This is a genomic window from Delftia sp. SD018, assembly GCF_017355445.1.
Classification (GTDB): Bacteria; Pseudomonadota; Gammaproteobacteria; order Burkholderiales; family Burkholderiaceae_C; genus Comamonas; species Comamonas acidovorans.
Genome location: NZ_JADDRN010000018.1, coordinates 113,476 through 138,350, shown reverse-complemented (window position 1 = coordinate 138,350; position 24,875 = coordinate 113,476). Strand labels below are relative to the sequence as shown.

Here is a 24,875-nt window from a genome sequence, read left to right as displayed (position 1 = left end):
CCCTGAATGAAAGATTTCATTCTTAAAAAATAATGAATGAAAGAGACCATTCACTTTCATTCATTCATGGAACTCCACCCCCATCCCGCCGTACAGGAACTGCTGCGCGCCAGCGTCGATGGCTCGCCCGCCGTCGCCCGGGTCGGCCGCTGGATGGCCGCGCATCCGGTGCTGGCCGTCACGCTGAGCGCCGAAGAAGTGGCCAATGCCTGCGGTGGCTCCCTGGCTGCCGTCAACCGCTTCGCCAAGCACGCCGGCTACGAAGGCTTTGCCGATTTGCGCCTGCACCTGGGCCGCCAGCTGCAGCAGGCCCTGGAGCCCGTGAACAAGCTGCGCGCGGCGCATGGGCCCGAAGCCGCCACGGCAGGCGCTGCGGGCGCCGTGGGCACCATGGGCGCGCAGGCTTTCGGGCATACGCAGCGCAACCTGCAGGCGGCTGCGCAGGCCTGCGACCCCGGCCTGCTCGACCAACTGGCCCAGCGCATCTGCCGCGCCCGCCGTGTGCTCTTCATGGGGTTCGGAAGCTCCCACCATGTGGCGGCCTTTGGCGCCGACGTGCTGCAACCCTATCTGCCGCAGGTGGTGGAAGTGACCTCCGCAGGCGGATCGGAACAGGCGGTACGCCGCATGACAGGGCTGACGGAGCAGGACGTGCTGATCGCCATTTCACTGCCGCGCTACTCGCGCGAAGCCGTCGCGCTGACGGCGCACGCACGCCAGCGGGGCGCCCTGACCATCGCCATCACCGACGAGGCCACGAGTCCGCTGGCCCGCGAGGCCGACTACACGCTGCTGGCGCCCGCCTCGCATCCCCTGCTGCCTTCATCGCCAATGGCGGCCATGGCCATAGTCGAGGCACTGGCCACCCAGGTCATCCGCGCCACGCCCCAGGCCGTGCGCAGCCTGGTCGAACTGTCCGAGTCGGTGCTTCCCTACCTGACTCCGGACGCCGATACCGCTTCGCCGGCGGCAGGCAAGCCGCAACCCCAGGCCCCTCATCCCGCTGGAAAGGATTCACCATGAACGCCCCTGCCCGTCTGCGCCTTGCGCTTGCATCGATGGCCGCCCTCTTCACACTCGCTGCCGCGCCGGCCCACGCTGGCAAGACGCTGGACGGCATCAAGCAGCGCGGCGCCGTGGCCTGCGGCGTGCACACGGGGCGCGCAGGCTTTGCGCTCGCCGACGGCAGCGGCAACTGGTCCGGGCTGGACGTGGATCTGTGCCGTGCCGTGGCTGCAGCCACCCTGGGCGACGCCAGCAAGGTCAAGTTCATTCCCACCAGTGGCCAGACACGTATCACGGCGCTGCAGTCCGGCGAGATCGATCTGCTGGCACGCAACACCACCTGGACCTTCACGCGCGACAACGGCCTGGGCCTCATGTGGGCGGGCGTCAATTTCCACGACGGCCAGGGCTTCATGGCCAGGAAGAAACCCGGCCTGAACAGCGTCAAGCAGCTCTCTGGCGCCACCATCTGCGTGATCAGCGGATCCACCACGGAAAAGACCCTGTCGGAGTACTTTCGCGCCCACAAGCTCAACTACAAGGCGGTGGTGTTCGACAACCCCGAAGCCGCCCTGCAGGCCTTCAGCAGCGGACGCTGCCAGGCCTATACAGGCGACCTCGGCGCCCTGGCCGTGCTGCGCGGCAAGGAACTGGCCAACCCCGACGACTACGTGATCCTGCCCGAAGTCATCTCCAAGGAGCCGGCGGGCCCGGCCGTGCGCCGCGGTGACGACGAATGGTTCGCCGTCGTGCGCTGGACACTCAACGCCATGATCGAAGCCGAGGAACTGGGCATCACCCAGGCCAATGCCGACGAGCTCAAGACCCGCTCCGACAGCATCCAGGTCAAGCGTTTCCTGGGCCAGAGCGACGACCTGGGCAAGCAGCTGGGGCTGGACAGGGAATGGGCGCTGCGCATCGTCAAGGCCGTGGGCAACTATGGCGAGAGCTATGAGCGCAACCTGGGCGCCAAGTCTGGATTGAACGTCCCGCGCGGCAAGAACGCGCTGTTCACCAAGGGCGGCCTGATGATGTCGCCGCCGATGAACTGACGCGCCGAAGGCACCCTGCCATGAACGCCGTGAATGCTGTGGATGCTGTGAAAGCCGTGAATGCCATCGACGCCGGGGCACGGCAGCCACCGGCCCCCACCCGGCCACGCTGGGGCCGGCTGGCCTTGCAGCTCGCCATCGGCTGGCTGCTGATATTGCTGCTGGGCTGGCTGGCGCACAACGCCAGCCGCAACATGGCCGCGCGCGGCATTGCCGGGGGCTTCGGCTTTCTGGAGCAGACGGCCGGCTTTTCCATCTCCGAAGGGCTGCTGCCCTACGAGCCCGGCGACAGCTACCTGCGTGCGGTCGCGGCCGGCGTGGCCAACACGGTTCGCGCCGCCGTGCCCGCGCTCGTGCTGGCCACCGTGCTGGGCCTGCTGCTGGGCGTGGCCGCAGTGGCAAGGCATCCGCTGCTGCGCGGCGCCGTGCGCCTTTATGTCGATGTGGCGCGCAACATCCCGCTGCTGGTGCAGGTGCTGCTGTGGTATTTCGCGCTGACTTCGCTGCTGCCCGACGTGGACCACCCTCTGGCCATCGGCCCCCTGGGCTTTCTGAGCAAGGCGGGGCTGGCCCTGCCCGGCCCGGTGTACGACAGCGCGGCGGGCTGGCACTGGAGCTCGCCGCAACCGGGCATGTTCGGCATCGACGGAGGACTGGCGCTGACGCCTGAATTCCTGGCCCTGGTGGGAGCCCTCGGCCTGTATGCCGCCGCCTATTGCGCGGAAATCGTGCGCGCCGGTCTGCAGGCCGTGCCGCGCGGGCAATGGAATGCCGCCTCGGCCCTGGGCATGCGCCGCGGCCAGCAGTTGCGCCTGGTCGTGCTGCCGCAGGCCCTGCGGGTGATCATTCCCCCCTATACCAACCTGGCGCTCAGCACCATCAAGAACTCCTCGCTGGCCGTGGCCATCGGCTACCCCGACGTGGTGATGGTCGCCAACACCGCCATGAGCCAGACCGGCCAGGCCATCGAGTGCGTGACCATCATCGCGGTGGTCTACCTGGCCATCAACCTGCTGACCTCGCTGGCATTGAATGCCTTCAACCAGCGCAGTGCCTTCATCACACGCTAGCCGGGAAAGACCTGCTCATGAGTGCCGTACTCCGCGCACCGGCCCTGCCGGTGGCCCCGCCCCAGGTTCCGCTGGCGCAGCGCCTGCGAGCCAGCCTGTTTCCGAATGCGCTCTCCGGGCTCATCACCGCCACGCTGCTGCTGGCCGCGCTGTGGGCGGGCTGGAAGCTGCTGGCCTGGGGCCTGCTCCACGCCGAAACCGCAGCCAACCCCGACACATGCCGCGCTGCGGCCGGCGCCTGCTGGGGCGTGGTGCGCGACAAGTACCGTCTGGTGTTCCTGGGGCGCTACCCCATGGCCGAACAGTGGCGCCCCGTCGCCGCCAGCCTGCTGCTGCTGGGCAGCGTGGGGGTGGCGGCACTGCCGCGCTTCTTCGGCCGCGCCGGCATGGCAATGCTGCTGGCCGGGTTGACCGGCTTTGGCGTGCTGATGGCGGGCGGTGTGGCCGGCCTGGCACCCGTGCCCAGCGATCTGTGGGGCGGCCTGCCGCTGACCCTGTTCCTTGCCGTGATCGCCTGCCTGGCCGGCGTTCCGCTGGGCATTCTGCTGGCCCTGGGACGGCGTTCCCGCCTGCCCCTGATCCGCATCCTGTGCACGGGCTTCATCGAGGCCGTGCGCGGCGTGCCCCTTATCACACTGCTGTTCTTCGGGGCCTTCGTGCTGCCCATGCTGGTGCCCGCGCAATGGCGGGTGGACCCCATGGTCCGCATCGCCGTCTGCCTGGCGGCCTTCAGCGCCGCCTATCTTGCCGAGGTGTTTCGCGGCGGGCTGCAGGCCGTGCCCCTGGGCCAGGTCATGGCGGCCCAGGCCATGGGCTTCACCAGGGTGCAGGTGCTGCGCCACGTGGTCCTGCCGCAGGCACTGCGCGTGACCATCGCGCCCACGGTGAGCAACTTCATCGGCGCGGTGAAGGACACCTCCCTGGTGGCGATCGTGAATATCTACGACATCACAGGCTCCCTGAAGATGGCCATGAGCGACCCCCACTGGATTGCGTACTTCGTGGAGATGTACATGGTGGTCTGTGCCGTCTACCTGCTCATCGGCCTGGGCATCGCCCGCTATGGCCGCTTCCTGGAATCGCGCTACGCGCTCCAATGAACATGTCCCAGAACTCCCGAAAATTTTCCATTGCCGTGCACGGCGGCGCAGGCACCGTCATCCAGGGCCAGGCCGACGAGGCCCCCTACCACGCCGCGCTGGCCCAGGCGCTGGAGGCGGGCGCCGCCCTGCTGCGGCGCGGCGCCAGCGCGCTGGACGCCGTTCAGGCCGCGTGCCAGTCCCTGGAAGACTGCCCGCTGTTCAATGCCGGGCGCGGCTCCGTCTACACGCGCGACGCGCGCCACGAGATGGACGCCGGCCTGATGGACGGCAGCAACCTGCGGGCCGGTGCAGTCGCTTCCGTCAGCCAGGTGCGCAATCCGATTGCGCTGGCACGGCATGTTCTTGACGACGGCCAGTGCGTCCTCCTGGTCGGCGAAGGGGCGCAACGGTTTGCCGATGAACGCGGGCTGGCGCGGATGGATGCCGGCTACTTCGACTCTGCCGAGCGCCTGGCACAGCTGCGCCGGGTGCAGGCGCAATCCGGCCAGACCGCGCTGCTGGACCACGACGCCAGCGGACTGGCGGCGCACCCTGCTCCGCTGAACGAGAACGGCAAGATGGGCACGGTCGGCGCCGTGGCGCGCGATGTGCATGGCAACCTGGCCGCCGCGGCATCCACCGGCGGGCTGACCAACAAGCGCCCCGGGCGCGTGGGCGACACGCCCGTGGTGGGCGCAGGTTTCTACGCCGACAGCACCACCTGCGCCGTGGCGGCCACCGGAACCGGCGAGCATTTCCTGCGCGCAGCCATCGCGCACGACATCCATGCGCGCATGCGCTACCTGGGGCAAAGCCTGGAACTCGCAGCCGACGCCGCAGTGCGGGGCACGCTGACACACATCGGTGGCCAGGGCGGCGTGGTGGCCGTGGACAGCCAGGGACGCGTGCACTGCCCCTTCAACAGCTCCGGCATGTACCGCGGCTACATCGTGGACGACGCGCCTGCCGTGACCCTGATTTTTGCCTGATGGACGTTTTCGCCCCGGGTTGACCTGTGCCCACGCATTGCGGGCAACGAGGCGTAACAGCATCGGCATTGGCCCGCTATGCCCGTAAGCCTCTGTCAGGAAACGGGTTTTTCCTCAACGCGCCAGAAATCTGTCTTCAAACTGACAGATCACCACCTCCAGGCTTGCAATTGCTTGCGTCCTGGGGCAATCCCTGAGTCAACCTGCAGCCACTTGCCCGCGTTGAACACGCAACAAAGGAGTGATTGCACATGACCGACATCTTTTCCCACACCGCCCTGCAGACCCGCTTTGCAGCCGCTGCGCTGGCCCAAGCTGTCTGGCCATGGGATGACCGTGACCGCAAGCGCGGCCCCCGCAACGCCTGAAAACCGGGTCACAAAAAAGTTTCGACTTCCTTCGAAAATTTTTTAAAAACCTGTCAACCAGCTGAATCTGGCCCGCGTTAAGAGAGCAATACAGGAGAAAGTTTCCATGCAAACGACTGCCATCATGTCCATCTGGCCCGAAGACGAACGCGATCGCAAGCGCTGAGGCGCTGGCTGGCGCACACGGTGCCCCAGTCTCTGACACCACCGGTCTGACGGCCTTCCGTGCAGACCCCCTCTTCCACAGAACCCGCTTCAGCGGGTTTTGTCATTTCTGGGCCATTTGCAGCGGGGTTGCCCAACAAAAAAGGAGCCCGGAGGCTCCTTTGCAGCGCGAACCCTTGCAGGTTCAATGCATGTGCAGGCCACCGTTGACCGAAAAATCGGCGCCGGTGGAATAGCCGCCTTCCTCCGAAGCCAGCCAGGCGATGATCGATGCGATCTCGCTGGGCTCGCCCAGGCGCTTGACGGGGATGGTGCCCACGATCTTCTCCAGCACGTCGGGACGGATGGCCTTGACCATGTCGGTGCCGATGTAGCCGGGGCTCACGGTGTTCACGGTCACGCCCTTGGTGGCCATCTCCTGCGCCAGCGCCATGGTGAAGCCGTGCATGCCCGCCTTGGCGGCCGAGTAATTGGTCTGCCCGGCCTGGCCCTTGGCACCATTGACCGAGCTGATGTTGATGATGCGGCCCCAGCCCTTTTCCACCATGTCGCCCACGACCTGCTTGGTCACGTTGAACATGGAGTTGAGGTTGGTCTCGATGACGGCCTGCCAGTCCTCCGGCGTCATCTTGATGAACATGCGGTCACGCGTGATGCCGGCATTGTTGACCAGCACATCGATGCTGCCGTGCTCGGCCTTGGTCTTGCTGAAGGCCTCGACGGTGGAAGCCCAGTCGCCCACATTGCCGACCGATGCATGGAAGTTGTATCCCAGCGCCTTTTGCTCGTCCAGCCACTTCTGGAAGTCGCGCGACGGACCGCAACCTGCGATGACCTTGAAGCCTTCCTTGTGCAGACGCTGGCAGATAGCCGTTCCGATGCCTCCCATTCCCCCTGTGACATACGCTACTTTTTGAGCCATTCTTCTCTCCTGTCAATCAATGGTTGCTTCAGATCAATCTATCCACGACAACCGGGGCATTGACTCCGGTTATCACCAAGGGTGCCTGAACCTCTGGGTCCGGCCCCCCCGTATGGCTAGTATGCAGCGCGTGCGCTGCGCCTCTCTTCGGGCAGGCCCTAGGCAGGCCTAGGATCTACCCTGAAAGCTTGCTAACGTTTTCCCGGAGCCTTTCAGACGCGCTCCACCGCCATGGCCACGCCCATGCCGCCGCCGATGCACAGGCCGGCCAGGCCCTTCTTGGCGCCGCTGCGCTGCATCTCGTGCAGCAGGGTCACCAGGATGCGGGCGCCCGATGCGCCGATGGGGTGGCCGATGGCAATGGCGCCGCCGTTGACGTTGACCTTGGCGGGGTCGATGCCCAGCTCCTGGTTCACCGCACAGGCCTGGGCCGCGAAGGCTTCGTTCAGCTCGAACAGGTCCACGTCCTGCGCGGTCCAGCCTGCACGCTCCAGCGCCTTGCGCGAGGCGAACACCGGGCCCAGGCCCATGGTGGCAGGGTCCAGGCCGCTGGTGGCGTAGGAAACGATGCGCGCCAGCGGCTTCAGGCCCAGGGCCTTGGCCTTGGAGGCGCTCATCACCACCACGGCGGCCGCGCCGTCATTCAGGCCCGAGGCGTTGCCGGCCGTCACCGAGCCGGCCTTGTCGAAGGCCGGGCGCAGGCCTGCCAGGGCGTCGGCATTGGTCTTGCGGTTGATGTACTCATCGGCCGCGAACACCACGGGATCGCCCTTGCGCTGGGGAATGCTGACGGGAACGATTTCGTCCACGAACTTGCCTGCGTCCTGTGCGGCCGTGGCCTTTTGCTGGCTGGCCAGGGCCAGGGCATCCTGCTGCTCGCGGCTGACGCTCTTTTCCTTGGCCACGTTCTCGGCCGTGATGCCCATGTGGTACTGGTTGTAGACGTCCCACAGGCCGTCCACGATCATGGTGTCGGCCATCTTCCAGTCGCCCATGCGCTGGCCGTCGCGCGAGCCCGGCAGCACGTGGGGCGACAGGCTCATGTTCTCCTGGCCGCCGGCCACGACGATCTCGCTGTCGCCCGTGGCCACGGCCTGGGCTGCCAGCATCACGGCCTTCAGGCCCGAGCCGCAGACGGCGTTGATGGTGAGGGCCGGGGTTTCCTTGGCAACGCCGGCCTTCATCATGGCCTGGCGTGCTGGGTTCTGGCCTGCGCCAGCGGCCAGCACCTGGCCCATGATGACTTCACCGACCTGGTCGGTGCCGACCTTGGCGCGGTTCAGTGCCTCGCGGATCACGATGGAGCCCAGTTCGGTGGCAGGGATCTTGGCAAGGGTGCCGCCAAACTTGCCAACGGCAGTACGGACAGCGGAAACGATGACGATGTCTTCCATGATGACGGACCTTTCTTTGGACTCTTGAAGGGATGCCCGGGCGCACATTGCCGCAGTCGCGGCAGCGGCACCCTGCATTCAAGCCGCAGCGTTATTGCACTGCAGCATCGAAACGATTGTGCCTCAGGCCTTGACCAGTACGTAGCGGCCCGGGGCCGGCTCGATGGCCGTGTATTCCCTGCCTTTGCCGTACTGCTTGGGCGCTGCGACCAGCTTGCCGCCGTGCTCGGCCAGCCAGGGGCTCCAGTCGGCCCACCAGCTGCCCGGGTACTCGTCGGCGCCGGCCTGCCACTCCTTGAGCGTGGGCGGCAACTGGCCGTCCTCGCGCAGCCAGTAGCTGCGCTTTTTCTTGGCCGGCGGATTGATCACGCCCGCGATGTGGCCCGATGCGCCCATCACAAAACGCTTGTCGCCGCCCAGCACCTGGGTGGACGCATAGGAGCCGCCCACGGGCACGATGTGGTCCTCGCGCGAGCCATAGATATAGGCTGGCAGGCGCAGCTGGTGCATGTCGATGCGCTCGCCGCAGACGGTCAGCGCGCCGGGCTGGGCCAGCTTGTTTTCCAGGTAGAGGTTGCGCAGGTACCAGGCGTAGTACGGGCCGGGCAGGTTGGTGGAGTCGCTGTTCCAGTACAGCAGGTCGAACGGCGGGGGCGTCTCGCCCTTGAGGTAGTTGCCCACCACGTAGTTCCAGACCAGGTCGTTGGGCCGCAGAAAGCTGAAGGTGGACGCCAGGTCCTGGCCCTTCATGAGACCACCCTCGCCCATCTGCATCTCGCGAAAGCGCACCACGGATTCGTCGATGAAGACATCGAGGATGCCGGTGTCGCTGAAGTCGATGAAGGTGGTCAGCAGCGTGACGCTGGCCACGGGAAACGGCACGCCGGCCGGCGCCGTGGCGCGGGCTGTGGATGTGCGGGCGGCACTGCGGCTGCCAGCCGCGCGCTTGGCCGCAGGCGCCTTGGCCGCCGGAGCAGCAACTGCGCCATGCTCGCGGTCATGGCGCGCCTGCAGCACCGCCAGCGCGGTGGACAGCATGGTGCCGCCCACGCAAAAGCCCAGCACATTGATCTGCTCGGCTCCTGCGATCTCGCGCGCCACGCGGATACCGGTGAGCACCCCGTCCTCGATGTAGTTGTCCCAGGTCTTGCGCGCCAGGCTTTCGTCGGGGTTGCGCCAGCTCATCACGAAGGTGCGATGGCCCTGGCTGACGGCGTAGCGGATCAGCGAGTTGTCGGGCTGCAGGTCCAGGATGTAGAACTTGTTGATGCAGGGCGGCACCATGAGGAAGGGCCGCTCGTGCACCTTGTCCGTCAACGGCTTGTATTCGATGAGCTGGAACAGCTCGTTCTCGAACACCACGGCGCCTTCGGTGGTGGCGACGTTCTTGCCCACGGTGAACAGGCTCTCGTCGGTCATGGACACATGGCCCTGGCGCATGTCGGCCAGCAGGTTGGCCACGCCCTGGGCCAGGCTCTCGCCCTGGGTTTCGATGGCTTTCTTCTGGGCCTCGGCATTGAGTGCCAGGAAGTTGCTGGGCGCCATGGCCGCCAGCCATTGCTCGATGGCGAAGCGCACGCGGTTGCGCGTCTTGTCATCGGCCTGCACGGCATCGGCCAGGCCCATGAGCATGCGGCTGTTGAGCAGATAGGTCGCAGCCGTGGCCGCCGTCAGCGGATTGCCGGCCCACGACTCGGTGTTGAAGCGCTTGTCCTTGGCCAGCAGCGCCTGGGCGCCGCCCTGTTCGGCCATGGCCTTGGCACCATCCAGGTACTGGCGCTGCAGCTCCAGCAGCTTTTCGGGGTCCAGCGACAGCGCGTTCTCGGGCAGGGCGCCGGGTTCGGGGACGGCCGCTTTCCAGGCCTGGGCCATGTCCGGCATGCCTGGCATGCCCTGGGTTCCCGGAAGGCCTGGTTGCCCCAGCTGCTGCAGTGTCTGCAGCGTGCGGCTCCATTGCTCGTTCCAGAATTGCTGGACGGATTGGCCTGACAGGCCAGCGAGTGGGTCAAAATTCATGCTGCATCCTTGTTCGTGGATGCCATGCAATAGCCTGGGGCTTGCGGGGCATCCGTTTTGATTGTGACCCAGGCGAGCCCCGCCTTGCCCGGCACAGACCTCCACGAAAACCCGTGCCTCGCTCGTTTTTTTGGTTCGACCATGTATCTCGTTGTTATCGCCTGGCTGTATGTCACTCTGATGATGGCAGTGGCCGAGGCCGCCAGCCCCACGGGCAGCATACTCGGCGCCGTGATCACGTTCGCACTCTATGGACTGCTGCCGCTGTCCATCGTGATCTACATCATGGGCACGCCCGCGCGCAAGCGAAAACGCCATGCACGCGAATTGGCCGAGCGCGAGGCCTGGCTGGCGCAGCAGCAGGCCTCGCAGAGCGGCCCCGGCACGCAGGCGCGCTCAGTCCTTCCAGATGCAGGCGGCGAACCGCCCGCTGCTGCCCAGGCGGGCAGCGTCGCGCCGGTGCGAAAAGAACCGTGAGCCATTGAGCACCGTGCACCATGCGTCGCCGCCGTCATTGCCGTAGATGGCGGTGATGCCCAGCGCCGCCAGGCGCTGGCGCGCAAGCCCGGCCAGGTTGGCCAGGTACTTGGGTGCGCCCCCGCCCTCTTGCGGCACGGCGGTGAAATGCGCCCCGGCCGCCGCGTCATGCGCGATGAACGCCGCGCGCACCTCGGCGCCCACTTCGAAGGAGCGCGGACCGATGCAGGGTCCGAGCCAGGCCAGGGTCTGCTGCGCCCCTTGCCCGGGCGGTATCTGGATCTGGCCTGCAAAGCGCTCGAACAGCGTCTCCAGCACCCCGCCCGCCAGCCCGCGCCAGCCCGCATGGGCCGCGCCCACCACGGTACCGTTGCGATGGGCCAGCAGCACGGGCAGGCAGTCGGCCACCATGATGGTGCAGACCACGCCCGAGGCGCTGGTCACGCAGGCATCGAAGGCCTGGCCCTGCGCGCTGCCTGCATCCAGGGCCACGACATCCACGCCATGCACCTGCTGCAGGAACACTGCGCAGGCGCCGGGCGTATGGTCACGCACGATCGCCTGCAGCCGCTGGCGGTTGGTGCGCACGGCCTGCGGGTCATCGCCCACATGGTCGCCCAGGTTCAGGCTGCCCCAGGGCGCCGTGCTGACGCCGCCTTCGCGCGAGGTGCACAGCGCGTGCACGCCGGGCGGCGCGGGCCACTCGGGCACCAGCCAGGATGCGGGGATGGTGCCGGGGAGGTTGCCGGGGATGGAGTCAGGCCGGGCCGCGCTCATTCCGCGTCGGGGCAGGCCGAGGGATGGGCCTTCTGGAAGGCCGGCAGCGCCTCGCAGCGATCGACGATGGCCGCCAGGCGTGGCAGGCCGTCCAGGCTCACGTTGAAGCGGCGGCCGTTGAAGATCTGCGGCACCAGGCAGCAGTCGGCCAGCGTGGGCGTGTCGCCCCAGCAAAACAGCGAAGGCGCCAGGCCTGCGGCCTCGCGCTCGGCGGCCAGCAGGTCCAGCTGGCGTTCGAAGGCTTCCAGGCCGGAGCGCACCCAATGCACGTACCAGCCGCTCTTGGCCTCGTCGGAGACACCCAGGTTGCGCACCAGGTACTTGAGCACGCGCAGATTGTTGAGCGGATGGATCTCGCAGGCCACCATCTGGGCCAGCGCGCGCACATGGGCACGGCCCAGGGCGTCGCGCGGCAGCAGCGGTATTTCGGCATGGGTCTCATCGAGATATTCGATGATGGCCATGGACTGGGTCAGCCAGTGGCCGTCCTCGGTTTCCAGCGCCGGCACCAGCGCATCGCCGACATGCTGGGCATAGGCCGGCGCCCTGTGGTCGCCGCGCAGCAGGTGCACGGGTACGGATTCATAGTCCAGGCCCTTGATCTGCAGCGCAATGCGCACGCGGTAGGAGGCCGACGAGCGGAAGTAGGTGTGGAGCTTCATAGACCGCAAAGCATACCGTGCGGCCCGGGGTTTGTTCAGGCTCATCCGGCCATCGCGTTGCCCCGCTGCGGGGCCACAGGCATGGCACACTTGCGACGGCGCCCACGAGACAAGGCGCCAGAGGAACACCGACATGAGCTACGTTTTCAACCCGCCCGCCGTGGCCAGCGTACCCGTCCTGGGCCGCCCCGAGCGTTTTCCCGTGCACCGCATCTACTGCGTGGGCCGCAACTACGAAGAGCACGCCAAGGAGATGGGCTTCACCGGCCGCGAGCCGCCCTTCTTCTTCCTCAAGCCTGCCGACGCCATCGTGCCCGTCGAGGCCGGCACCACGGGCACCATGCCCTACCCCACGCTGACCTCCAACCTGCACCACGAGATCGAGCTCGTCGTGGCCATCGGCAAGGCGGGCAAGAACATCCTGGCCGCCGACGCGCTGGACTACATCTGGGGCTACGCCGTGGGCCTGGACATGACGCGCCGCGACCTTCAGAACGACATGAAGAAGCAGGGCCGCCCCTGGTGCATCGGCAAGGCCTTCGAACATGCCGCGCCCATCGGCCCCATCATCCCGGCAGCCGAGGCCGGCGACATCGCCAAGGCCACGATCTCGCTGCAGGTCAATGGCGCCGACCGCCAGCGCAGCGACATCGGCAAGCTGATCTGGAACATTGCCGAGACCATCGAGCACCTGTCGGCCGCCTGGGAACTGCAGCCCGGCGACCTGATCATGACGGGCACGCCCGAAGGCGTGGCCGCCGTGGTGCGCGGTGACCTGCTGGAAGGCCGCATCGATGGCCTGAGCCCCTTGAGCGTCAAGATCGCCTGAGATCCCTGTGCCTGGCGACAGGCCGGCAAGGCAGCGGGGAGCGCGCTCCCCGGCCTGCCGGCCTTCGTTTTTCTGAACCCACAGTCCGCCGCACGGAATGCCTTCCTGCCTTCCGTCTGGCGGCGCTTTCACTTCCATGGTGTCGGCATGATTTTTCGCAGCCCCATCAAGTTCTGCCGAGCCTGCGGCACGGCCGTGGTCTACCGCATTCCCGACGATGGCGACACGCGCGAACGCGCCGTGTGCCCGCACTGCCACACCATCCATTACGAGAATCCGCTAAACGTGGTCGGCACCATCCCCGTCACCGACGACGGCCGCGTGCTGCTGTGCAAGCGCAACATCGAGCCGCGCCGGGGCCTGTGGACCCTGCCTGCCGGCTTCATGGAACTGGCCGAGACCACGGCGCGCGGCGCCCAGCGCGAGACCGATGAGGAAGCCGGTGCCGACATCGAGATGGGGCCGCTGTTTTCCATCGTTGACGTGCCCAAGGTCAGCCAGGTCCACCTGTTCTACCGCGCCCGCCTGCGCAGCGAGCAGTTCTATCCAGGCCCCGAGACCATGGAAGCCCGCCTCTTTGCCGAGGCCGAGATTCCCTGGGAGGAACTGGCCTTTCGCACCGTGCGCGTGACGCTGGAGCGCTACTTCGAGGACCGTGCAGCGGGCCTGCTTGACGCGCACCGCGTGCACTCCATCGACCTGAGCCTGTAGGCGCAAGCACTGCCGTCCGGCACCACCGTGCTGCACGGCAATGCCGGACGCACCCCGGTGACGCCAGGCCATGCCCCGGCGTGGCGCCGATGGGGCTGCGGGTGGGGCTGTGGATGGGGGGCTGTCATCCCTGCGTCACCTTGCAGACACATTTAGTCACAAGCTGGCCTCCTTCTTGCTCGTTGCATCAGGCTTTTCCCTGATCGGGGAAAGCGGGTTTCACCCAGCCTGAACCTGACTGCGGAGCGCTCCATGGCCACATCCCTGCCAACCGACCTGATTCTTCCCCACCTGCGGGAACTCAACCGCAACGCCGCCGACCTGCGCGAAATACGGCTCATGTGGCGGCTCATCGAAGCCTCGGCCCGCATGCAGGCCTCGCAGCAGGGGCAGGCCCTGGTGTCCATGCTCACCGACACGCGCCAGGGACTGGAGCAGCTGGAGCAAGGCCTGCTGCAGTCGCAGCTGGCGCAGTCCGCGCAGGAGGCCATGGCCCAGCTGGGCATGCAGTCCGCCCATGCCATCGACCTGCTGGTGCGAAGCCTGTACGAGCGCACGGCCGATGTCGGCTTTCTCGCCGCCGATACCGTGCTGTGCGAGGCCATGGCACGGCTTGAAGATGGCGATGGCGATGGCGATGACTGCGGCCTGCCCGACATGGCGGCCGGCGGTCTGCGCGCATGGCAGGCACCGCTGCAGGCGCACTTGCAGGCCCACCTCCAGAGCTACCGAGCCAAGTACACGGTGTATGACGACATCCTGCTGCTGGACACGCAGGGCCAGGTCTGCGCACGTGCCCAGGCCGAGGCAGGCCGTAAGCCGCCACCTCCCTGTGCCGAGGCCTGGTTCCAGCAGTCCCTGCAGCAGGCCGGCCATGTCAGCCATTTCGGCGCCAGTTGCGTGCTGCCGGGCGCTGACCGCCTGATCTACGCGCAGCGCCTGCTGCACCCACGCACCATGGCGGTGCTCGGCGTGCTGTGCCTGAGCTTCGACTTCGCCGCCGAGATGCAGGCCATCTTTGCCTCGGGCGGGCCGCGTGCCCAGGTGGGGCTGCTGCTGGACGAGGGCGGACTGGTCATCGCCAGCAGCGACGCCCACTGGATAGCCCCCGGCAGCCGCGTGCCCATGCACCATGGTGATGCCGCGCAGCCGCTGATCCATGCAGGCCGCACCTACCTGGTGCGCACGGCGCGCGCCCTGCCCTACCAAGGCTACGCGGGGCCGCAGGGCTGGCAGACCCAGGTGATGGCACCGCTGGACCTGGCCTTCGCCGCGCAGCAAAGACCGCAGGTGCTGCAGGCGCTGGAGCCGGCCATTGCCGAGGGGCTGATGGCCCAGGCGCGCGGCTTTTGCCCGCCGCTGCACGCCATGGCCCGCGCGGCCGACGACATTCGCCGCGTGGTCTGGAATGGCCAGGTGCTGGCTGCCAGCCAGGCGCCGGAGTCCCCCGTGCAGGGCACGGCCCACCCGGACCCGCTGCAGGCCGTGCTGGAGCAGATGGGAGAGACCGGCGACCTGACCCATGCCGTGTTCACACGCGCCATTCACGGCCTGCACGAGACCGCGCTGTCCACCCGGCTGCAGGAGCACAGCACGCTGAACCGGCTGCTGATGGACCTGCTGGAGCGCAATCTCTATGAACGTGCCAACGACTGCCGCTGGTGGGCCCTGACGCCCGGCCTGCAAAAGGTGCTGGAGGACAACAGCGGCTGCCTGGCCCTGTCGGTACAGGCCCACGACAGCGCGCAGCGGCTGCTGGAGCAGCTCAATGCGCTGTACACCGTCTATGCGCGCATTGCGCTGTACGACTCCCAGGGCATGGTGCTGGCCTGCAGCCATGAGAGCGAGGCCGGCCTGCCCCTGGCTCCCGGCACGCGCGTGCAGGCATCGGCCCTGCAGGCCACTGTGCTGCTGCGCGATGCCCAGGCCTACCACGTGCAGGAGATGGACGATGGAGGCCTGCCCGTCCATGTCTACCATGCCGCGCTGCGCGCGCCATCGCCTGGGAGTGAACAGGCGCACGGACATGCACACGGCGGCGATCAGGGCCCCGTCATCGGCGGCATCGCCCTGCTGTTCCACACGCGGCGGGAGCTGCAGGCCATGCTGCAGGCCGCAGCGCCAGAGCAGGCAGCAACGGCAGAGCAGGCCGCAGCCACCGATCCCGAAGACAGCGGCCTGCCGCGCCTGCCGATGGAAGCCTTCTACGTGGCGCGTGACGGGCGCATCGTCGCTGCCAGCCATGGCGGGCGCCCGCTGGGCAGTTGCATCGCAGGCGTGGCCGGCCTGGCATCGCTGGCCGATGGCGAGGTGCGCAGCAGCATCGAGGAGATCGAAGGCCACTACTGCATCGTCGGCATGGCCGCCGGGCGCGGCTACCGCGAGTTCCGGCTAGACCAGGGCGCGGCACGCGATGCAAAAGAAAGCGCAACGGACGACACACTGGCCGGCCTCGTCAGCCTGAGCCTGCAGCGGCTGGGCCCCGTGCATGCCGATGCGCGCAACCGCGCGCTGCGCCTGGCGTCCGCCACCCGGCTGGATGGCGCCCGGCCCGCTACGCACGGGCACGGGCACGGGCGCCCCGCGCATGGCAGCGGCGACGCGCCTGTGGAACTGGCCAGCTTCTACGTGGGCGCCAGCCTGCTGGCCCTGCGCGCGGGCGATGTCTGCGAGGCCCTGCCCGCCAGCGCCATCTCGCCCGTGGCGGCAGGACGCCTGCCGTTTTGCGTGGGCGCGCTGGCAAGGCGCAGCCAGGGCAGCGTCAGCGGCTATGTCTGGGTGTTCGACCTGGCCGCGCTGCTGCAGGGCCAGCCCGGCGTGGTCACCGAGCAGTCACAGGTCATCGTGGTCCAGCATGGCGGCCTGCGCGTGGGCCTGCTGGTCAGCGCGCTGCAGGGCGTGCACCGGCTGCCAGCCAGCGCGCTGGTGGATTCGCCCATGTTGAACGCGGCCGACACCGCGACGGCCCTGGTGCGCAAGCTGGTGCATGCCGATTCGGGCCTGCCGCTGATCCAGTGCCTGGACCCCGCCGCGCTGATGCGAAGGCTGCAGCCTTCGCGCGTTGCCGCGGCCAATGCCGACCGCAATGCGGTCAGCGTGGAAAGGGAGGCGGCGTAGCCCGGGCCTGTCGGGCCTATGGGCATGTCGGGCGCGCCGGGCCTGTCGGGTGCGCCGCGCCTTTAGCTCCTCAAAGGCCCCAGTGGCGCAGGCCCGGCAACGCGGCCTGCGCTGCCTCGTAGCCTTCGTCGATGGCCTCGCGGGCGCGGTGGAAGTCCAGCAGGCCCAGGTGGGACAGGCGCGGCGCGATCACCAGCTCGGGCGGGTCGCCGGCCATGCGGCTGCGCGTGATGCGCATCTGCATGATGTTGACGCTGGTCATCACCACGTCCAGCAGCGAGGGCGGACGGGGCGGCGGCTCGGTCTCGCGGCCGGCCTCGTCGCGATGGTGGCCGGGCATCCACCCCATCACGCCGCGCTGCAGCCTGCGCACCCAGGCCGTGCCGGCCACGGCGCTGGCCTGGCCGGCCAGGTCCTCGGGCGCCACGCCCTGCTCCACGGCGGGCGGGGCTTCCTCCAGTGGCGGCGCGGCAGCCATGGCGGCCGAGGGAACCAGCGGACGCATGTGGCGCCGCATGATGTCGGCGTTGAGATCGACGGCGATCACGATGTCCGCCCCCATGGCACGCGCCAGCGAGGCGGGCACGGGGTTGACGATGCCGCCATCGACCAGCAGCCGCCCCTCGCGCTGCACGGGCGTGAACAGGCCGGGCAGCGCGATGGAGGCACGCACGGCATCGGCGATGGAGCCCTTGCGCAGCCAGACCTCGGCGCCCGAATGCAGGTCGGTGGCCACGGCGCCGAAGGGAATCTTCAGGTCCTCGATGGCCGAGTCCACGAAGTGCTCGCGCCAGAACGCGATCAGCTTCTCGCCCTTGAGCATGCCGCCCGTGATGTTGAAGTCCATGAAACCGAACACCTTGCGCATGCCCAGTCCCAGCACCCATTCCTCGAAGCGCTGCATCTCTCCAGCCGCATAGGAGGCACCGACCAGGGCGCCGATGGACGAGCCGCAGATGATGTCGGGCCTCAGGCCCGCATCCTCCAGCGCGCGCAGCACGCCGAAATGCGCCCAGCCACGCGCCGACCCGCTGCCCAGCGCCAGGCCGACCACGGGTTTGCGCGGACTCAGCGCCATCAGCGGTCCCCGCCTGCCAGCAGCGCCAGCATGCCGGCCTCGTCCAGCACGGTCACGCCCAGTTCCTCGGCCTTGGCCAGCTTGCTGCCGGCCTCGGCACCGGCCACCACATAGCTGGTCTTCTTGCTGACCGAGCCGGAGACCTTGGCGCCTGCGGCCTCCAGCATCTCCTTGGCCTGGTCGCGGCCCAGCGTGGGCAGCGTGCCCGTGAGCACCACGGTCATGCCGGCCAGCGGCTGGGCGGTCTGCTCGCGCGCCGCGCCCTCCTCCCAGTGCACGCCGCAGGCACGCAACTGCTCGACCACCTCGCGGTTGTGGGGCTGGGCGAAGAAGGTGTGGATGCTCTCGGCCACGATGGGCCCCACGTCGCGCACCTGCAGCAGTTGCTCGACGCTGGCGTCCATGATGGCGTCCAGCTGGCCGAAGTGGCGGGCCAGGTCCTTGGCCGTGGACTCGCCCACCTGGCGGATGCCCAGGCCGAAGAGGAACCGCGCCAGCGTGGTCTTCTTGGATTTCTCCAGCGCATCCAGCACGTTCTGGGCCGACTTCTCGGCCATGCGGTCCAGCGATGCCAGGGCCACCAGGCCCAGGCGGTAGAGGTCGGGCAGCGTGCGCACCACGTGGCCGTCCACCAGTTGGTCCACGAGCTTGTCGCCCAGGCCCTCGATGTCCATGGCGCGCCGCGCGGCAAAGTGCAGGATGGCCTCCTTGCGCTGCGCCGGGCAGAACAGGCCGCCCGTGCAGCGGTGGTTGGCCTCGCCCTTGGGCCGCGCCACGGCGCTGCCGCAGATGGGGCATGCAGCGGGCATGCGGAAGTTGGGCACATAGGCCGGCCGGTCGCCGGGCACGCGGCCCACGACCTCGGGGATCACGTCACCGGCGCGGCGCACGACCACGGTGTCGCCCGTGCGCACGCGCTTCTTGCGGATCTCGAACAGGTTGTGCAGCGTGGCATTCGTGACGATGACGCCGCCCACCGCCACGGGGGCCAGGCGCGCCACGGGCGTGAGCTTGCCCGTGCGGCCGACCTGTATGTCGATGCCTTCCATGCGCGTGGGCATTTCCTCGGCCGGGTACTTGTGGGCCACGGCCCAGCGCGGCTCGCGCGAGACAAAGCCCAGCTGGCGCTGCTGGGCCAGGCTGTTGACCTTGTAGACCACGCCGTCGATCTCGTAGGGCAGCGTGGCGCGCTCGGCGCCCATGCGCTGGTGGAAGGCCACCAGCTCGGCCGCGCCCCTGGCGATGCAGACCTGGGGGGCCACCGGAAAGCCCCAGTCGCGCAGCGTCTGCAGCATGGCGTAGTGGGTGACGAAGTCGGGGCCGCCCTGGGCAGCCGGCGTGATCTCGCCCAGGCCATAGGCGAAGAAGGACAGCGGGCGCTGCGCCGCAATGCCCGAGTCCAGCTGGCGCACCGAGCCTGCCGCCGCATTGCGCGGATTGGCAAAGCTCTTGCCGCCGGCGGCCTGCTGGCGCTCGTTGAGCTTGACGAAGTCGGCGCGGCCCATGTAGACCTCGCCGCGCACCTCGACCACAGGCGGCACGCCCTTGCCTTCGGGCAGGGACAGCGGAATCTTGCGGATGGTGCGGATGTTGTGGGTCACGTCCTCGCCCACCTCGCCGTCGCCGCGCGTGGTGGCCTGCACCAGGCGGCCGTTCTCGTAGCGCAGGTTCATGGCCAGGCCGTCGAACTTGGGCTCGGCCACGTACTCCACGGGCGGCGCGCCTTCGGCCAGTTCCAGCTCCTTGCGGATGCGTGCGTCGAAGGCCTCGGCCCCCGTGGCCTCGTTGTCGGTCTCGGTGCGGATGCTGAGCATGGGCACGGCATGGCGCACGGGCATCAGGCCGTCGAGCACGGCGCCGATCACGCGCTGCGTGGGCGAATCCGGGGTGACCAGTTCGGGGTAGGCACCTTCCAGCGCCTGCAGTTGCTGGAAGACGCGGTCGTACTCGCCATCGGGCACGGTGGGCGTGTCCAGCACGTAGTACTCATGCGCCCATTGGTTGAGCTGGGCGCGCAGCGCCTGCACCTTGGCCAGCACCTTGTCGGGGGCGGCCCCGGACTCCGGCGCTGCGGGGGCTGCGCCGGAGAAAAGATCCAGATTGTCATTCATGGGGTTGAGGCCAGGAGCCTGTTGTGCACCAGGGGCACCGCGCCGCGTCAGCTGAACAGTCGCCGCGCCAGCATGGAGCCCGCCGACAGCTCGCGGCTGTCGAGCTTGTCATAGAGATGTTCCAGGTCGTGCTGGATGGGGTCCAGCGCCATGGCCGGCAGCAGGTAGCCGTTCTGGTCGCAGAGCACGCCGTCCATGGTCTGGCACAGGCGCTCGGCCACCTGGCGCAACTGCACGAAGGCCTGCTCGCCGCGCGGCACCTGGGGCACGTCCAGGCTCAGCAGGAACTCGCGCACCACCGAGGTGTCCAGGTCGTCGGCCATGGCCGCCTGCGGGTCGTAGTTGAGCACCAGCACCGGCGGCATGCCGGGCGTGGGCGAAGGCAGGGCCATGCGCCCGGGCATGGAGCCCGGCAGGAAGCCCTGGCGCGATGCGTTCTGCTGCACGTAGCCCGCGCTCCAGGAGGCCTGGCGTGCGCGCAGCATGAAGGTGAGCTGGGCGTCGTGCTCGCTGGCGAACTGGTCGAGCTCGCGCGCTCGCGCCACTTCCTGCAGCATGTCGGGCACGTCGGGCGTGGCGCCCAGCGCGTCGGCAAAGCGCTGCACCTTGGCAACGAACTCGGAGAACTCGATCTCGTTGAGCGCACCCGTGCGGTTGGCCAGCTGCACGCCGGCCTGAAAACCCAGGTAGCGCTGGCCGGGCTGCAGCGGCTCCCACTGGTGGGTGGACTGGTTCATGCCCTCGATCGCAAAGGGCTTGTTGCCCGCGCGCCGCGTGGCGGGCTGGGCCTGCAGCGCCAGTTCGCCGGGCACGGCCTGGCCGACCTGCACGGGGGCAATGGCGTCGATCAGCGCATCCAGACCCGGGCGGCTGGCGGCCGCGCTGGTCAGGGCCGCGTCATTGAGGGAAGGCTCGATGGACTGCGGTGCCGACGGGGACGCCGCAGGCACGGACACAGATTCAGATGCGGGTGCCGATGCGCTGGCGTCTTCGCCCGCCTGCAGGGCATGGGCGGCCTGCGCGGACTGCACCGCCTGGGCGGCCTTGGCCGCCAGCGCAGCCTGGGCCGCAGCCTGGCGCTGCTGCTCTTCGAGCTGGACCAGATGGGCCAGCTCGGCGTCGGTTTCGGCAAAGCGGTCTGCGGAGGCAGGGCTCTGGCCCGGCGCGGCGGTGCCGAAGTCGCCCAGCACGGGCTCGCGCAGGCTGTGCGTCAGGTCCGGGCCGTGGCCCACGGTGTCCATGCCGGGCTCATGGCGCGAGGGATCGCGCTGCGCTTCATCGACGGGGTCGGCGCGCTTGGGTGCATTGCGGCGCGCGGACCAGCTGTTGTAGGCAAGGATCAGGGCCAGCACCACAAAGCCCAGGACGGCCAGACTGATTTGCAGGTTACTCATGGAATGAAGGAATGAAACGTCGTTCCAGCAAAGGGGTTTGAAAGGTTGCGGACATGCTCAGGATAGCTCAGCCATGGACAGCGCGGACTCCATGTCCACGGCCACGATGCGGGACACGCCCTGCTCCTGCATGGTCACGCCGATGAGCTGCTGGGCCATTTCCATGGCGATCTTGTTGTGGCTGATGAACAGGAACTGCGTGCTCTTGCTCATGCTGGCCACCAGCTTGGCATAGCGCTCGGTGTTGGCATCGTCCAGCGGCGCATCCACCTCGTCCAGCAGACAGAACGGGGCCGGGTTGAGCTGGAAGATGGCGAAGACCAGGGCAATCGCCGTCAGCGCCTTCTCGCCACCGGACAGCAGGTGAATCGTCTGGTTCTTCTTGCCGGGCGGCTGCGCGATCACCTGCACGCCCGAGTCCAGGATTTCATCGCCCGTGATGACCAGCTTGGCCTGCCCGCCGCCGAACAGCTCGGGAAACATGCGTCCGAAATGCCCGTTCACGGTCTCGAAAGTGCCCGACAGCAGCTCGCGCGTCTCGGCATCGATCTTGCGGATGGCATCTTCCAGCGTGTTCATGGCCTGGGTCAGGTCCTCGGTCTGCGCGTCGAGGAAGGTCTTGCGCTCGCGCGCCAGCTTCAGCTCGTCCAGCGCCGCCAGGTTGACCGCGCCCAGGGCCGCGATCTCGCGGTGCAGGCGGTCGATCTCGCCCTGCAGGCCGTGCATGCGCACATTGGCCTCGGCAATGGACTGGGAGACGGCGGCCAGGTCGGCGCCCGCCTCTTCCAGCAAGGTGGAGTACTGCTCCAGGCCCAGGCGCGCGGCCTGCTCCTTGAGCTGGAATTCGGTGATGCGCTGGCGCAGCGGGTCCAGCGCCTTTTCCAGTTGCTGGCGGCGTTCGTCGCTGGCGCGCAGCTTGTTGGTCAGGTCGTCATATTCGCTGCGGCGCGCGGCCACGGCCTGCTCGCGCTGCATCTTCAAATCCAGCGCATCCTGCAGGCCGCCCTGGGCCGCGGCATCGGTCAGGCGCGTAAGCTCGTCCTGCGCGCGCTGCTGCTCGTCGGCCAGCGAGCGGGCCTGCTGGCTGGCCGTCTCTATGGTGCGGCTGAGTTCGCCCCGACGCGCCTCCAGGCTGCGGCGTGAGAACGTGGCCTCCTGGGCCTGGCGTTCCAGCGTGCGCAGTTGCTCGCGCGATTCGTTCAGGCGCCGCTCGGACTCCAGCACCTTGTCGCCGAGCTGGGCATGGCGCTCCTGGCTGTCGGCCAGTTGCATGTCCAGTTCCTCGAAGCGGGCTTCGGCCGCCACGCGGCGCTCCTCGATGTCGGACAGCTGGGCCTCGACCTCGGCCAGGTCGGCGCTGATCTGGGCATTGCGTGCACGGGCCTGCTCGGCCAGCTGCGACAGGCGCAGGGTCTCGACCTGCAGCTCATGGGCACGGCTTTGCGATTCGCTGGCCTCGCGCCGGGCGCCGACCAGGCGCTGCGAGGCCTCGGCATAAGCGCTTTCGGCACGCACCAGGGCCGTGCGCGATTCGTCGGAGATCAGCGCCTGGGCGCGCACTTCCTTTTCAAGGTGCTCGATTTCCTGGGCGCGTGCCAGCAGGCCGGATTGCTCCGAGTCCTGCGCATAAAAGCTCACGCTGTGGCTGCTGACGGCATGGCCCGTGGGCACGTAGACGGTTTCACCGGGCCGCAGTTCGCTGCGGCGCGACAGCGCCTCTTCCAGCGTGGGCGCCGTGTAGCAGTCCTGCAGCCAGTCGCCGAGCACGGCGCGCAGGCCGGCATCGTTCACGCGCAGCAGGTCCGACAGGTGCTGCCAGCGGCCGGCGGCCGGCGCGGGAGCGCCCTGCGGCGGGCTGAAGAAGGCCAGGCGTGCGGGCGGCGCATCGTGCCCGCCTGAGCCCAGAAAGCCACGCACCATGTCGAGCCGGCCCACTTCCAGCGCGCCCAGGCGCTCGCGCAGCGCGGCCTCCAGCGCGTTTTCCCAGCCGGGCTCGATGGCAATGCGGCTCCACAGGCCCTGCATGCCGTCCAGGCCGTGCTTGGCCAGCCAGGGCTGGAGCTTGCCGTCTGTCTTGACCTTTTCCTGCAGGGCCTTGAGCGCTTCCAGCCGCGCCGACAGGTCCGCGTGGCGCGCGGCCTCGGCGTTGACGGCCTGCTGGCGCGTGCGGCGGTCCTCGTCGAGCTGGGGCACGGAGTCCTGCAGCTCGTTGAGCACGGCATCGGCCATTTCAGCCAGTTCGCGCGCCTCTTCCAGCTGGGACTGCAGATTGTTCAGGCGGGCCTCGTCGGGCGTCTCCAGGGCGTTGCGGTCGGCGCGCAGGCGCTCGAAGCGGGTCTCGAACTGGCGGCGCTGCTCGTCCAGGCTGCGCTGCTCGGCGGCCAGCACCTGGATCTGCTGCTGCACCTGGACCACGCTGGCGCGCTGGTCGGTGTCAGCCTTCTGGGCATTGCGCAGGGCGTCCTCCAGGTCGGGCAGGCGCATGCTTTGCTCCTCGACCTGGGCGGCCAGCATCTCGGCCTGTTCCTCGGCGTCCATGCCGGCGCCTTCGAGGTTCTCGATCTCGGCTTCGGCTTCCTCGCGGCGGCTGTTCCACAGCAGCACCTGCTCGGACAGCTGCTGCAGCCGCTGCTGCACGCGCTGGCGGCCTTCGAGCACGTAGCGGATCTCGGCCTCCAGCTTGCCGACTTCGGCCGTGGATTCGTAGAGCTTGGCCTGGGCCTGGTTGACCTGGTCGCTGGCGTCGTAGTGCGCCTGGCGCAGGGTTTCGAGCCCGCTTTCGTTGTTGCGGATGTCGGCCATGCGCTCTTCGAGCTCGTTGACGGCCTGCAGACCCTCCACGCGCACGCGGTCCTGCTCGGCCTCGGCCTCGGCGCGCTTGAGGAACCACAGCTGCTGCTGCTTGAGCGTGACCTGGGACTGCAGCGCGTTGTACTGGGCCGCCACCTCGGCCTGCTTTTCCAGCCGGTCGAGGTTGTTGTTGAGCTCGCGCAGGATGTCTTCCACGCGCGTGAGGTTCTCGGTGGTGGCCGAGAGCCGGTTCTCGGTCTCGCGCCGGCGCTCCTTGTACTTAGACACGCCTGCGGCCTCTTCGAGGAACAGGCGCAGTTCCTCGGGGCGCGACTCGATGATGCGGCTGATCGTGCCCTGGCCGATGATGGCGTAGGCGCGCGGGCCCAGGCCCGTGCCCAGGAACACGTCCTGCACATCGCGGCGGCGCACGGCCTGGTTGTTGATGAAGTAGCTGCTGTTGCCCTCGCGCGTGAGCACGCGCTTGACGGCGATCTCGCCGAACTGGCCCCACTGGCCGCCCGCGCGGTGGTCACTGTTGTCGAACACCAGCTCCACGCTGGAGCGGCTGGCCGGCTTGCGGTGCGTGGTGCCGTTGAAGATCACGTCCTGCATGGACTCGCCGCGCAGCTCGCTGGCCTTGCTCTCGCCCAGCACCCAGCGCACCGCATCCATGATGTTGGACTTGCCGCAGCCGTTGGGGCCCACCACGCCCACCAGTTGCCCCGGCAGCATGAAGTTGGTGGGCTCGGCGAAGGACTTGAAGCCGGACAGCTTGATGGAATTCAGGCGCACGATGCAGGCAGATGGCGGTCCGCGGCGAACGGACGAATGAGGACGTGGGGGAACAACAGGGAAGCTCGGAA

The 24,875-nt window shown here is 68.3% G+C and carries 18 protein-coding genes; 9 read left to right on the top strand and 9 right to left on the bottom strand.

The genetic code is table 11. The features are described from left to right. The first annotated feature begins 66 nt into the window (after nucleotides 1-66). The 5 genes from INR38_RS18530 to INR38_RS18510 are packed head-to-tail and all read left to right on the top strand — an operon-like array spanning nucleotide 67 to nucleotide 5,198. On the top strand, nucleotides 67-1,023 hold the full coding sequence (locus INR38_RS18530; protein ID WP_242699107.1) for a MurR/RpiR family transcriptional regulator: 957 nt from the start codon (nucleotides 67-69) through the stop codon (nucleotides 1,021-1,023). After that, complete coding sequence (locus INR38_RS18525) at nucleotides 1,020-2,057, top strand: amino acid ABC transporter substrate-binding protein (protein ID WP_207442603.1); 1,038 nt, start codon at nucleotides 1,020-1,022, stop codon at nucleotides 2,055-2,057. The genes INR38_RS18530 and INR38_RS18525 overlap by 4 nt, the downstream gene beginning before the upstream one ends. A gap of 20 nt (nucleotides 2,058-2,077) precedes the next feature. Next, nucleotides 2,078-3,127, top strand: a complete 1,050-nt coding sequence (locus INR38_RS18520) for an ABC transporter permease subunit (protein WP_207442604.1) — start codon at nucleotides 2,078-2,080, stop codon at nucleotides 3,125-3,127. Between the two features lie 17 nt (nucleotides 3,128-3,144). Further along, nucleotides 3,145-4,227 (top strand): amino acid ABC transporter permease, encoded by a 1,083-nt coding sequence (locus INR38_RS18515; protein WP_207442605.1) that lies wholly within the window; start codon nucleotides 3,145-3,147, stop codon nucleotides 4,225-4,227. Then, entirely contained in the window at nucleotides 4,224-5,198 is a 975-nt protein-coding gene (locus INR38_RS18510) for an isoaspartyl peptidase/L-asparaginase (protein WP_207442606.1), read from the top strand. The genes INR38_RS18515 and INR38_RS18510 overlap by 4 nt, the downstream gene beginning before the upstream one ends. A gap of 717 nt (nucleotides 5,199-5,915) precedes the next feature. On the opposite strand, the gene phbB is transcribed toward INR38_RS18510, so the two are convergent. The 3 genes from phbB to INR38_RS18495 all read right to left on the bottom strand — a co-directional run bounded on the left by phbB (nucleotide 5,916) and on the right by INR38_RS18495 (nucleotide 10,063). Then, complete coding sequence (phbB, locus tag INR38_RS18505) at nucleotides 5,916-6,653, bottom strand: acetoacetyl-CoA reductase (protein ID WP_012205436.1); 738 nt, start codon at nucleotides 6,651-6,653, stop codon at nucleotides 5,916-5,918. A gap of 212 nt (nucleotides 6,654-6,865) precedes the next feature. Continuing rightward, nucleotides 6,866-8,047 carry an acetyl-CoA C-acetyltransferase gene (locus tag INR38_RS18500; protein ID WP_012205435.1) on the bottom strand — a complete coding sequence of 394 codons (1,182 nt, stop codon included), beginning with the start codon at nucleotides 8,045-8,047 and terminating at the stop codon, nucleotides 6,866-6,868. A 123-nt stretch (nucleotides 8,048-8,170) separates the two neighbouring features. Then, a complete protein-coding gene (locus INR38_RS18495; protein WP_034393177.1) occupies nucleotides 8,171-10,063 on the bottom strand; it encodes an alpha/beta fold hydrolase in 1,893 nt (630 codons plus the stop codon). Nucleotides 10,064-10,204: 141 nt separating this feature from the next. On the opposite strand from INR38_RS18495, the gene INR38_RS18490 reads away from it, so the two are divergent. After that, nucleotides 10,205-10,540 (top strand): hypothetical protein, encoded by a 336-nt coding sequence (locus tag INR38_RS18490; protein WP_013802557.1) that lies wholly within the window; start codon nucleotides 10,205-10,207, stop codon nucleotides 10,538-10,540. On the opposite strand, the gene pgeF is transcribed toward INR38_RS18490, so the two are convergent. Beyond that, nucleotides 10,460-11,317, bottom strand: coding sequence for a peptidoglycan editing factor PgeF (gene pgeF / locus INR38_RS18485; RefSeq protein WP_207442607.1), 858 nt, complete (start codon nucleotides 11,315-11,317; stop codon nucleotides 10,460-10,462). The genes INR38_RS18490 and pgeF overlap by 81 nt on opposite strands. Further along, complete coding sequence (gene maiA, locus INR38_RS18480; RefSeq protein WP_013802559.1) at nucleotides 11,314-11,979, bottom strand: maleylacetoacetate isomerase; 666 nt, start codon at nucleotides 11,977-11,979, stop codon at nucleotides 11,314-11,316. Before maiA ends, pgeF begins: the two co-directional genes overlap by 4 nt. 133 nt (nucleotides 11,980-12,112) lie before the next feature. Between maiA and INR38_RS18475 the strand changes: the two genes are divergently transcribed. The 3 genes from INR38_RS18475 (at nucleotide 12,113) to INR38_RS18465 (ending at nucleotide 16,636) form a co-directional block, all read left to right on the top strand. Continuing rightward, nucleotides 12,113-12,808 carry a fumarylacetoacetate hydrolase family protein gene (locus INR38_RS18475; protein ID WP_207442608.1) on the top strand — a complete coding sequence of 232 codons (696 nt, stop codon included), beginning with the start codon at nucleotides 12,113-12,115 and terminating at the stop codon, nucleotides 12,806-12,808. A 147-nt stretch (nucleotides 12,809-12,955) separates the two neighbouring features. Further along, nucleotides 12,956-13,519 (top strand): NUDIX hydrolase, encoded by a 564-nt coding sequence (locus INR38_RS18470; RefSeq protein WP_012205429.1) that lies wholly within the window; start codon nucleotides 12,956-12,958, stop codon nucleotides 13,517-13,519. 252 nt (nucleotides 13,520-13,771) lie between these two features. Further along, complete coding sequence (locus INR38_RS18465) at nucleotides 13,772-16,636, top strand: chemotaxis protein CheW (RefSeq protein ID WP_207442609.1); 2,865 nt, start codon at nucleotides 13,772-13,774, stop codon at nucleotides 16,634-16,636. Between the two features lie 70 nt (nucleotides 16,637-16,706). Here the strand turns inward: INR38_RS18465 and INR38_RS18460 are convergent, their stop codons facing one another. Genes INR38_RS18460 through smc form a run of 4 tightly spaced genes read right to left on the bottom strand, consistent with a single transcriptional unit; the run spans nucleotide 16,707 to nucleotide 24,804 of the window. Beyond that, complete coding sequence (locus INR38_RS18460; protein WP_012205427.1) at nucleotides 16,707-17,714, bottom strand: patatin-like phospholipase family protein; 1,008 nt, start codon at nucleotides 17,712-17,714, stop codon at nucleotides 16,707-16,709. After that, nucleotides 17,714-19,825 (bottom strand): NAD-dependent DNA ligase LigA, encoded by a 2,112-nt coding sequence (gene ligA, locus INR38_RS18455; protein WP_207442610.1) that lies wholly within the window; start codon nucleotides 19,823-19,825, stop codon nucleotides 17,714-17,716. Before ligA ends, INR38_RS18460 begins: the two co-directional genes overlap by 1 nt. A gap of 47 nt (nucleotides 19,826-19,872) precedes the next feature. After that, nucleotides 19,873-21,219, bottom strand: a complete 1,347-nt coding sequence (locus tag INR38_RS18450; protein ID WP_123693119.1) for a cell division protein ZipA C-terminal FtsZ-binding domain-containing protein — start codon at nucleotides 21,217-21,219, stop codon at nucleotides 19,873-19,875. A 57-nt stretch (nucleotides 21,220-21,276) separates the two neighbouring features. Next, complete coding sequence (gene smc, locus INR38_RS18445) at nucleotides 21,277-24,804, bottom strand: chromosome segregation protein SMC (protein WP_034393154.1); 3,528 nt, start codon at nucleotides 24,802-24,804, stop codon at nucleotides 21,277-21,279. Between the last annotated feature and the right edge of the window lie 71 nt (nucleotides 24,805-24,875).

What these genes read in the sequence shown, in the direction of transcription:
- INR38_RS18530 (WP_242699107.1), top strand. Translation starts at nt 67, where the DNA reads ATGGAACTCCACCCCCATCCCGCCGTACAGGAACTGCTGCGCGCCAGC.
- INR38_RS18525 (WP_207442603.1), top strand. Translation starts at nt 1,020, where the DNA reads ATGAACGCCCCTGCCCGTCTGCGCCTTGCGCTTGCATCGATGGCCGCC.
- INR38_RS18520 (WP_207442604.1), top strand. Translation starts at nt 2,078, where the DNA reads ATGAACGCCGTGAATGCTGTGGATGCTGTGAAAGCCGTGAATGCCATC.
- INR38_RS18515 (WP_207442605.1), top strand. Translation starts at nt 3,145, where the DNA reads ATGAGTGCCGTACTCCGCGCACCGGCCCTGCCGGTGGCCCCGCCCCAG.
- INR38_RS18510 (WP_207442606.1), top strand. Translation starts at nt 4,224, where the DNA reads ATGAACATGTCCCAGAACTCCCGAAAATTTTCCATTGCCGTGCACGGC.
- phbB (WP_012205436.1), bottom strand. Translation starts at nt 6,653, where the DNA reads ATGGCTCAAAAAGTAGCGTATGTCACAGGGGGAATGGGAGGCATCGGA.
- INR38_RS18500 (WP_012205435.1), bottom strand. Translation starts at nt 8,047, where the DNA reads ATGGAAGACATCGTCATCGTTTCCGCTGTCCGTACTGCCGTTGGCAAG.
- INR38_RS18495 (WP_034393177.1), bottom strand. Translation starts at nt 10,063, where the DNA reads ATGAATTTTGACCCACTCGCTGGCCTGTCAGGCCAATCCGTCCAGCAA.
- INR38_RS18490 (WP_013802557.1), top strand. Translation starts at nt 10,205, where the DNA reads ATGTATCTCGTTGTTATCGCCTGGCTGTATGTCACTCTGATGATGGCA.
- pgeF (WP_207442607.1), bottom strand. Translation starts at nt 11,317, where the DNA reads ATGAGCGCGGCCCGGCCTGACTCCATCCCCGGCAACCTCCCCGGCACC.
- maiA (WP_013802559.1), bottom strand. Translation starts at nt 11,979, where the DNA reads ATGAAGCTCCACACCTACTTCCGCTCGTCGGCCTCCTACCGCGTGCGC.
- INR38_RS18475 (WP_207442608.1), top strand. Translation starts at nt 12,113, where the DNA reads ATGAGCTACGTTTTCAACCCGCCCGCCGTGGCCAGCGTACCCGTCCTG.
- INR38_RS18470 (WP_012205429.1), top strand. Translation starts at nt 12,956, where the DNA reads ATGATTTTTCGCAGCCCCATCAAGTTCTGCCGAGCCTGCGGCACGGCC.
- INR38_RS18465 (WP_207442609.1), top strand. Translation starts at nt 13,772, where the DNA reads ATGGCCACATCCCTGCCAACCGACCTGATTCTTCCCCACCTGCGGGAA.
- INR38_RS18460 (WP_012205427.1), bottom strand. Translation starts at nt 17,714, where the DNA reads ATGGCGCTGAGTCCGCGCAAACCCGTGGTCGGCCTGGCGCTGGGCAGC.
- ligA (WP_207442610.1), bottom strand. Translation starts at nt 19,825, where the DNA reads ATGAATGACAATCTGGATCTTTTCTCCGGCGCAGCCCCCGCAGCGCCG.
- INR38_RS18450 (WP_123693119.1), bottom strand. Translation starts at nt 21,219, where the DNA reads ATGAGTAACCTGCAAATCAGTCTGGCCGTCCTGGGCTTTGTGGTGCTG.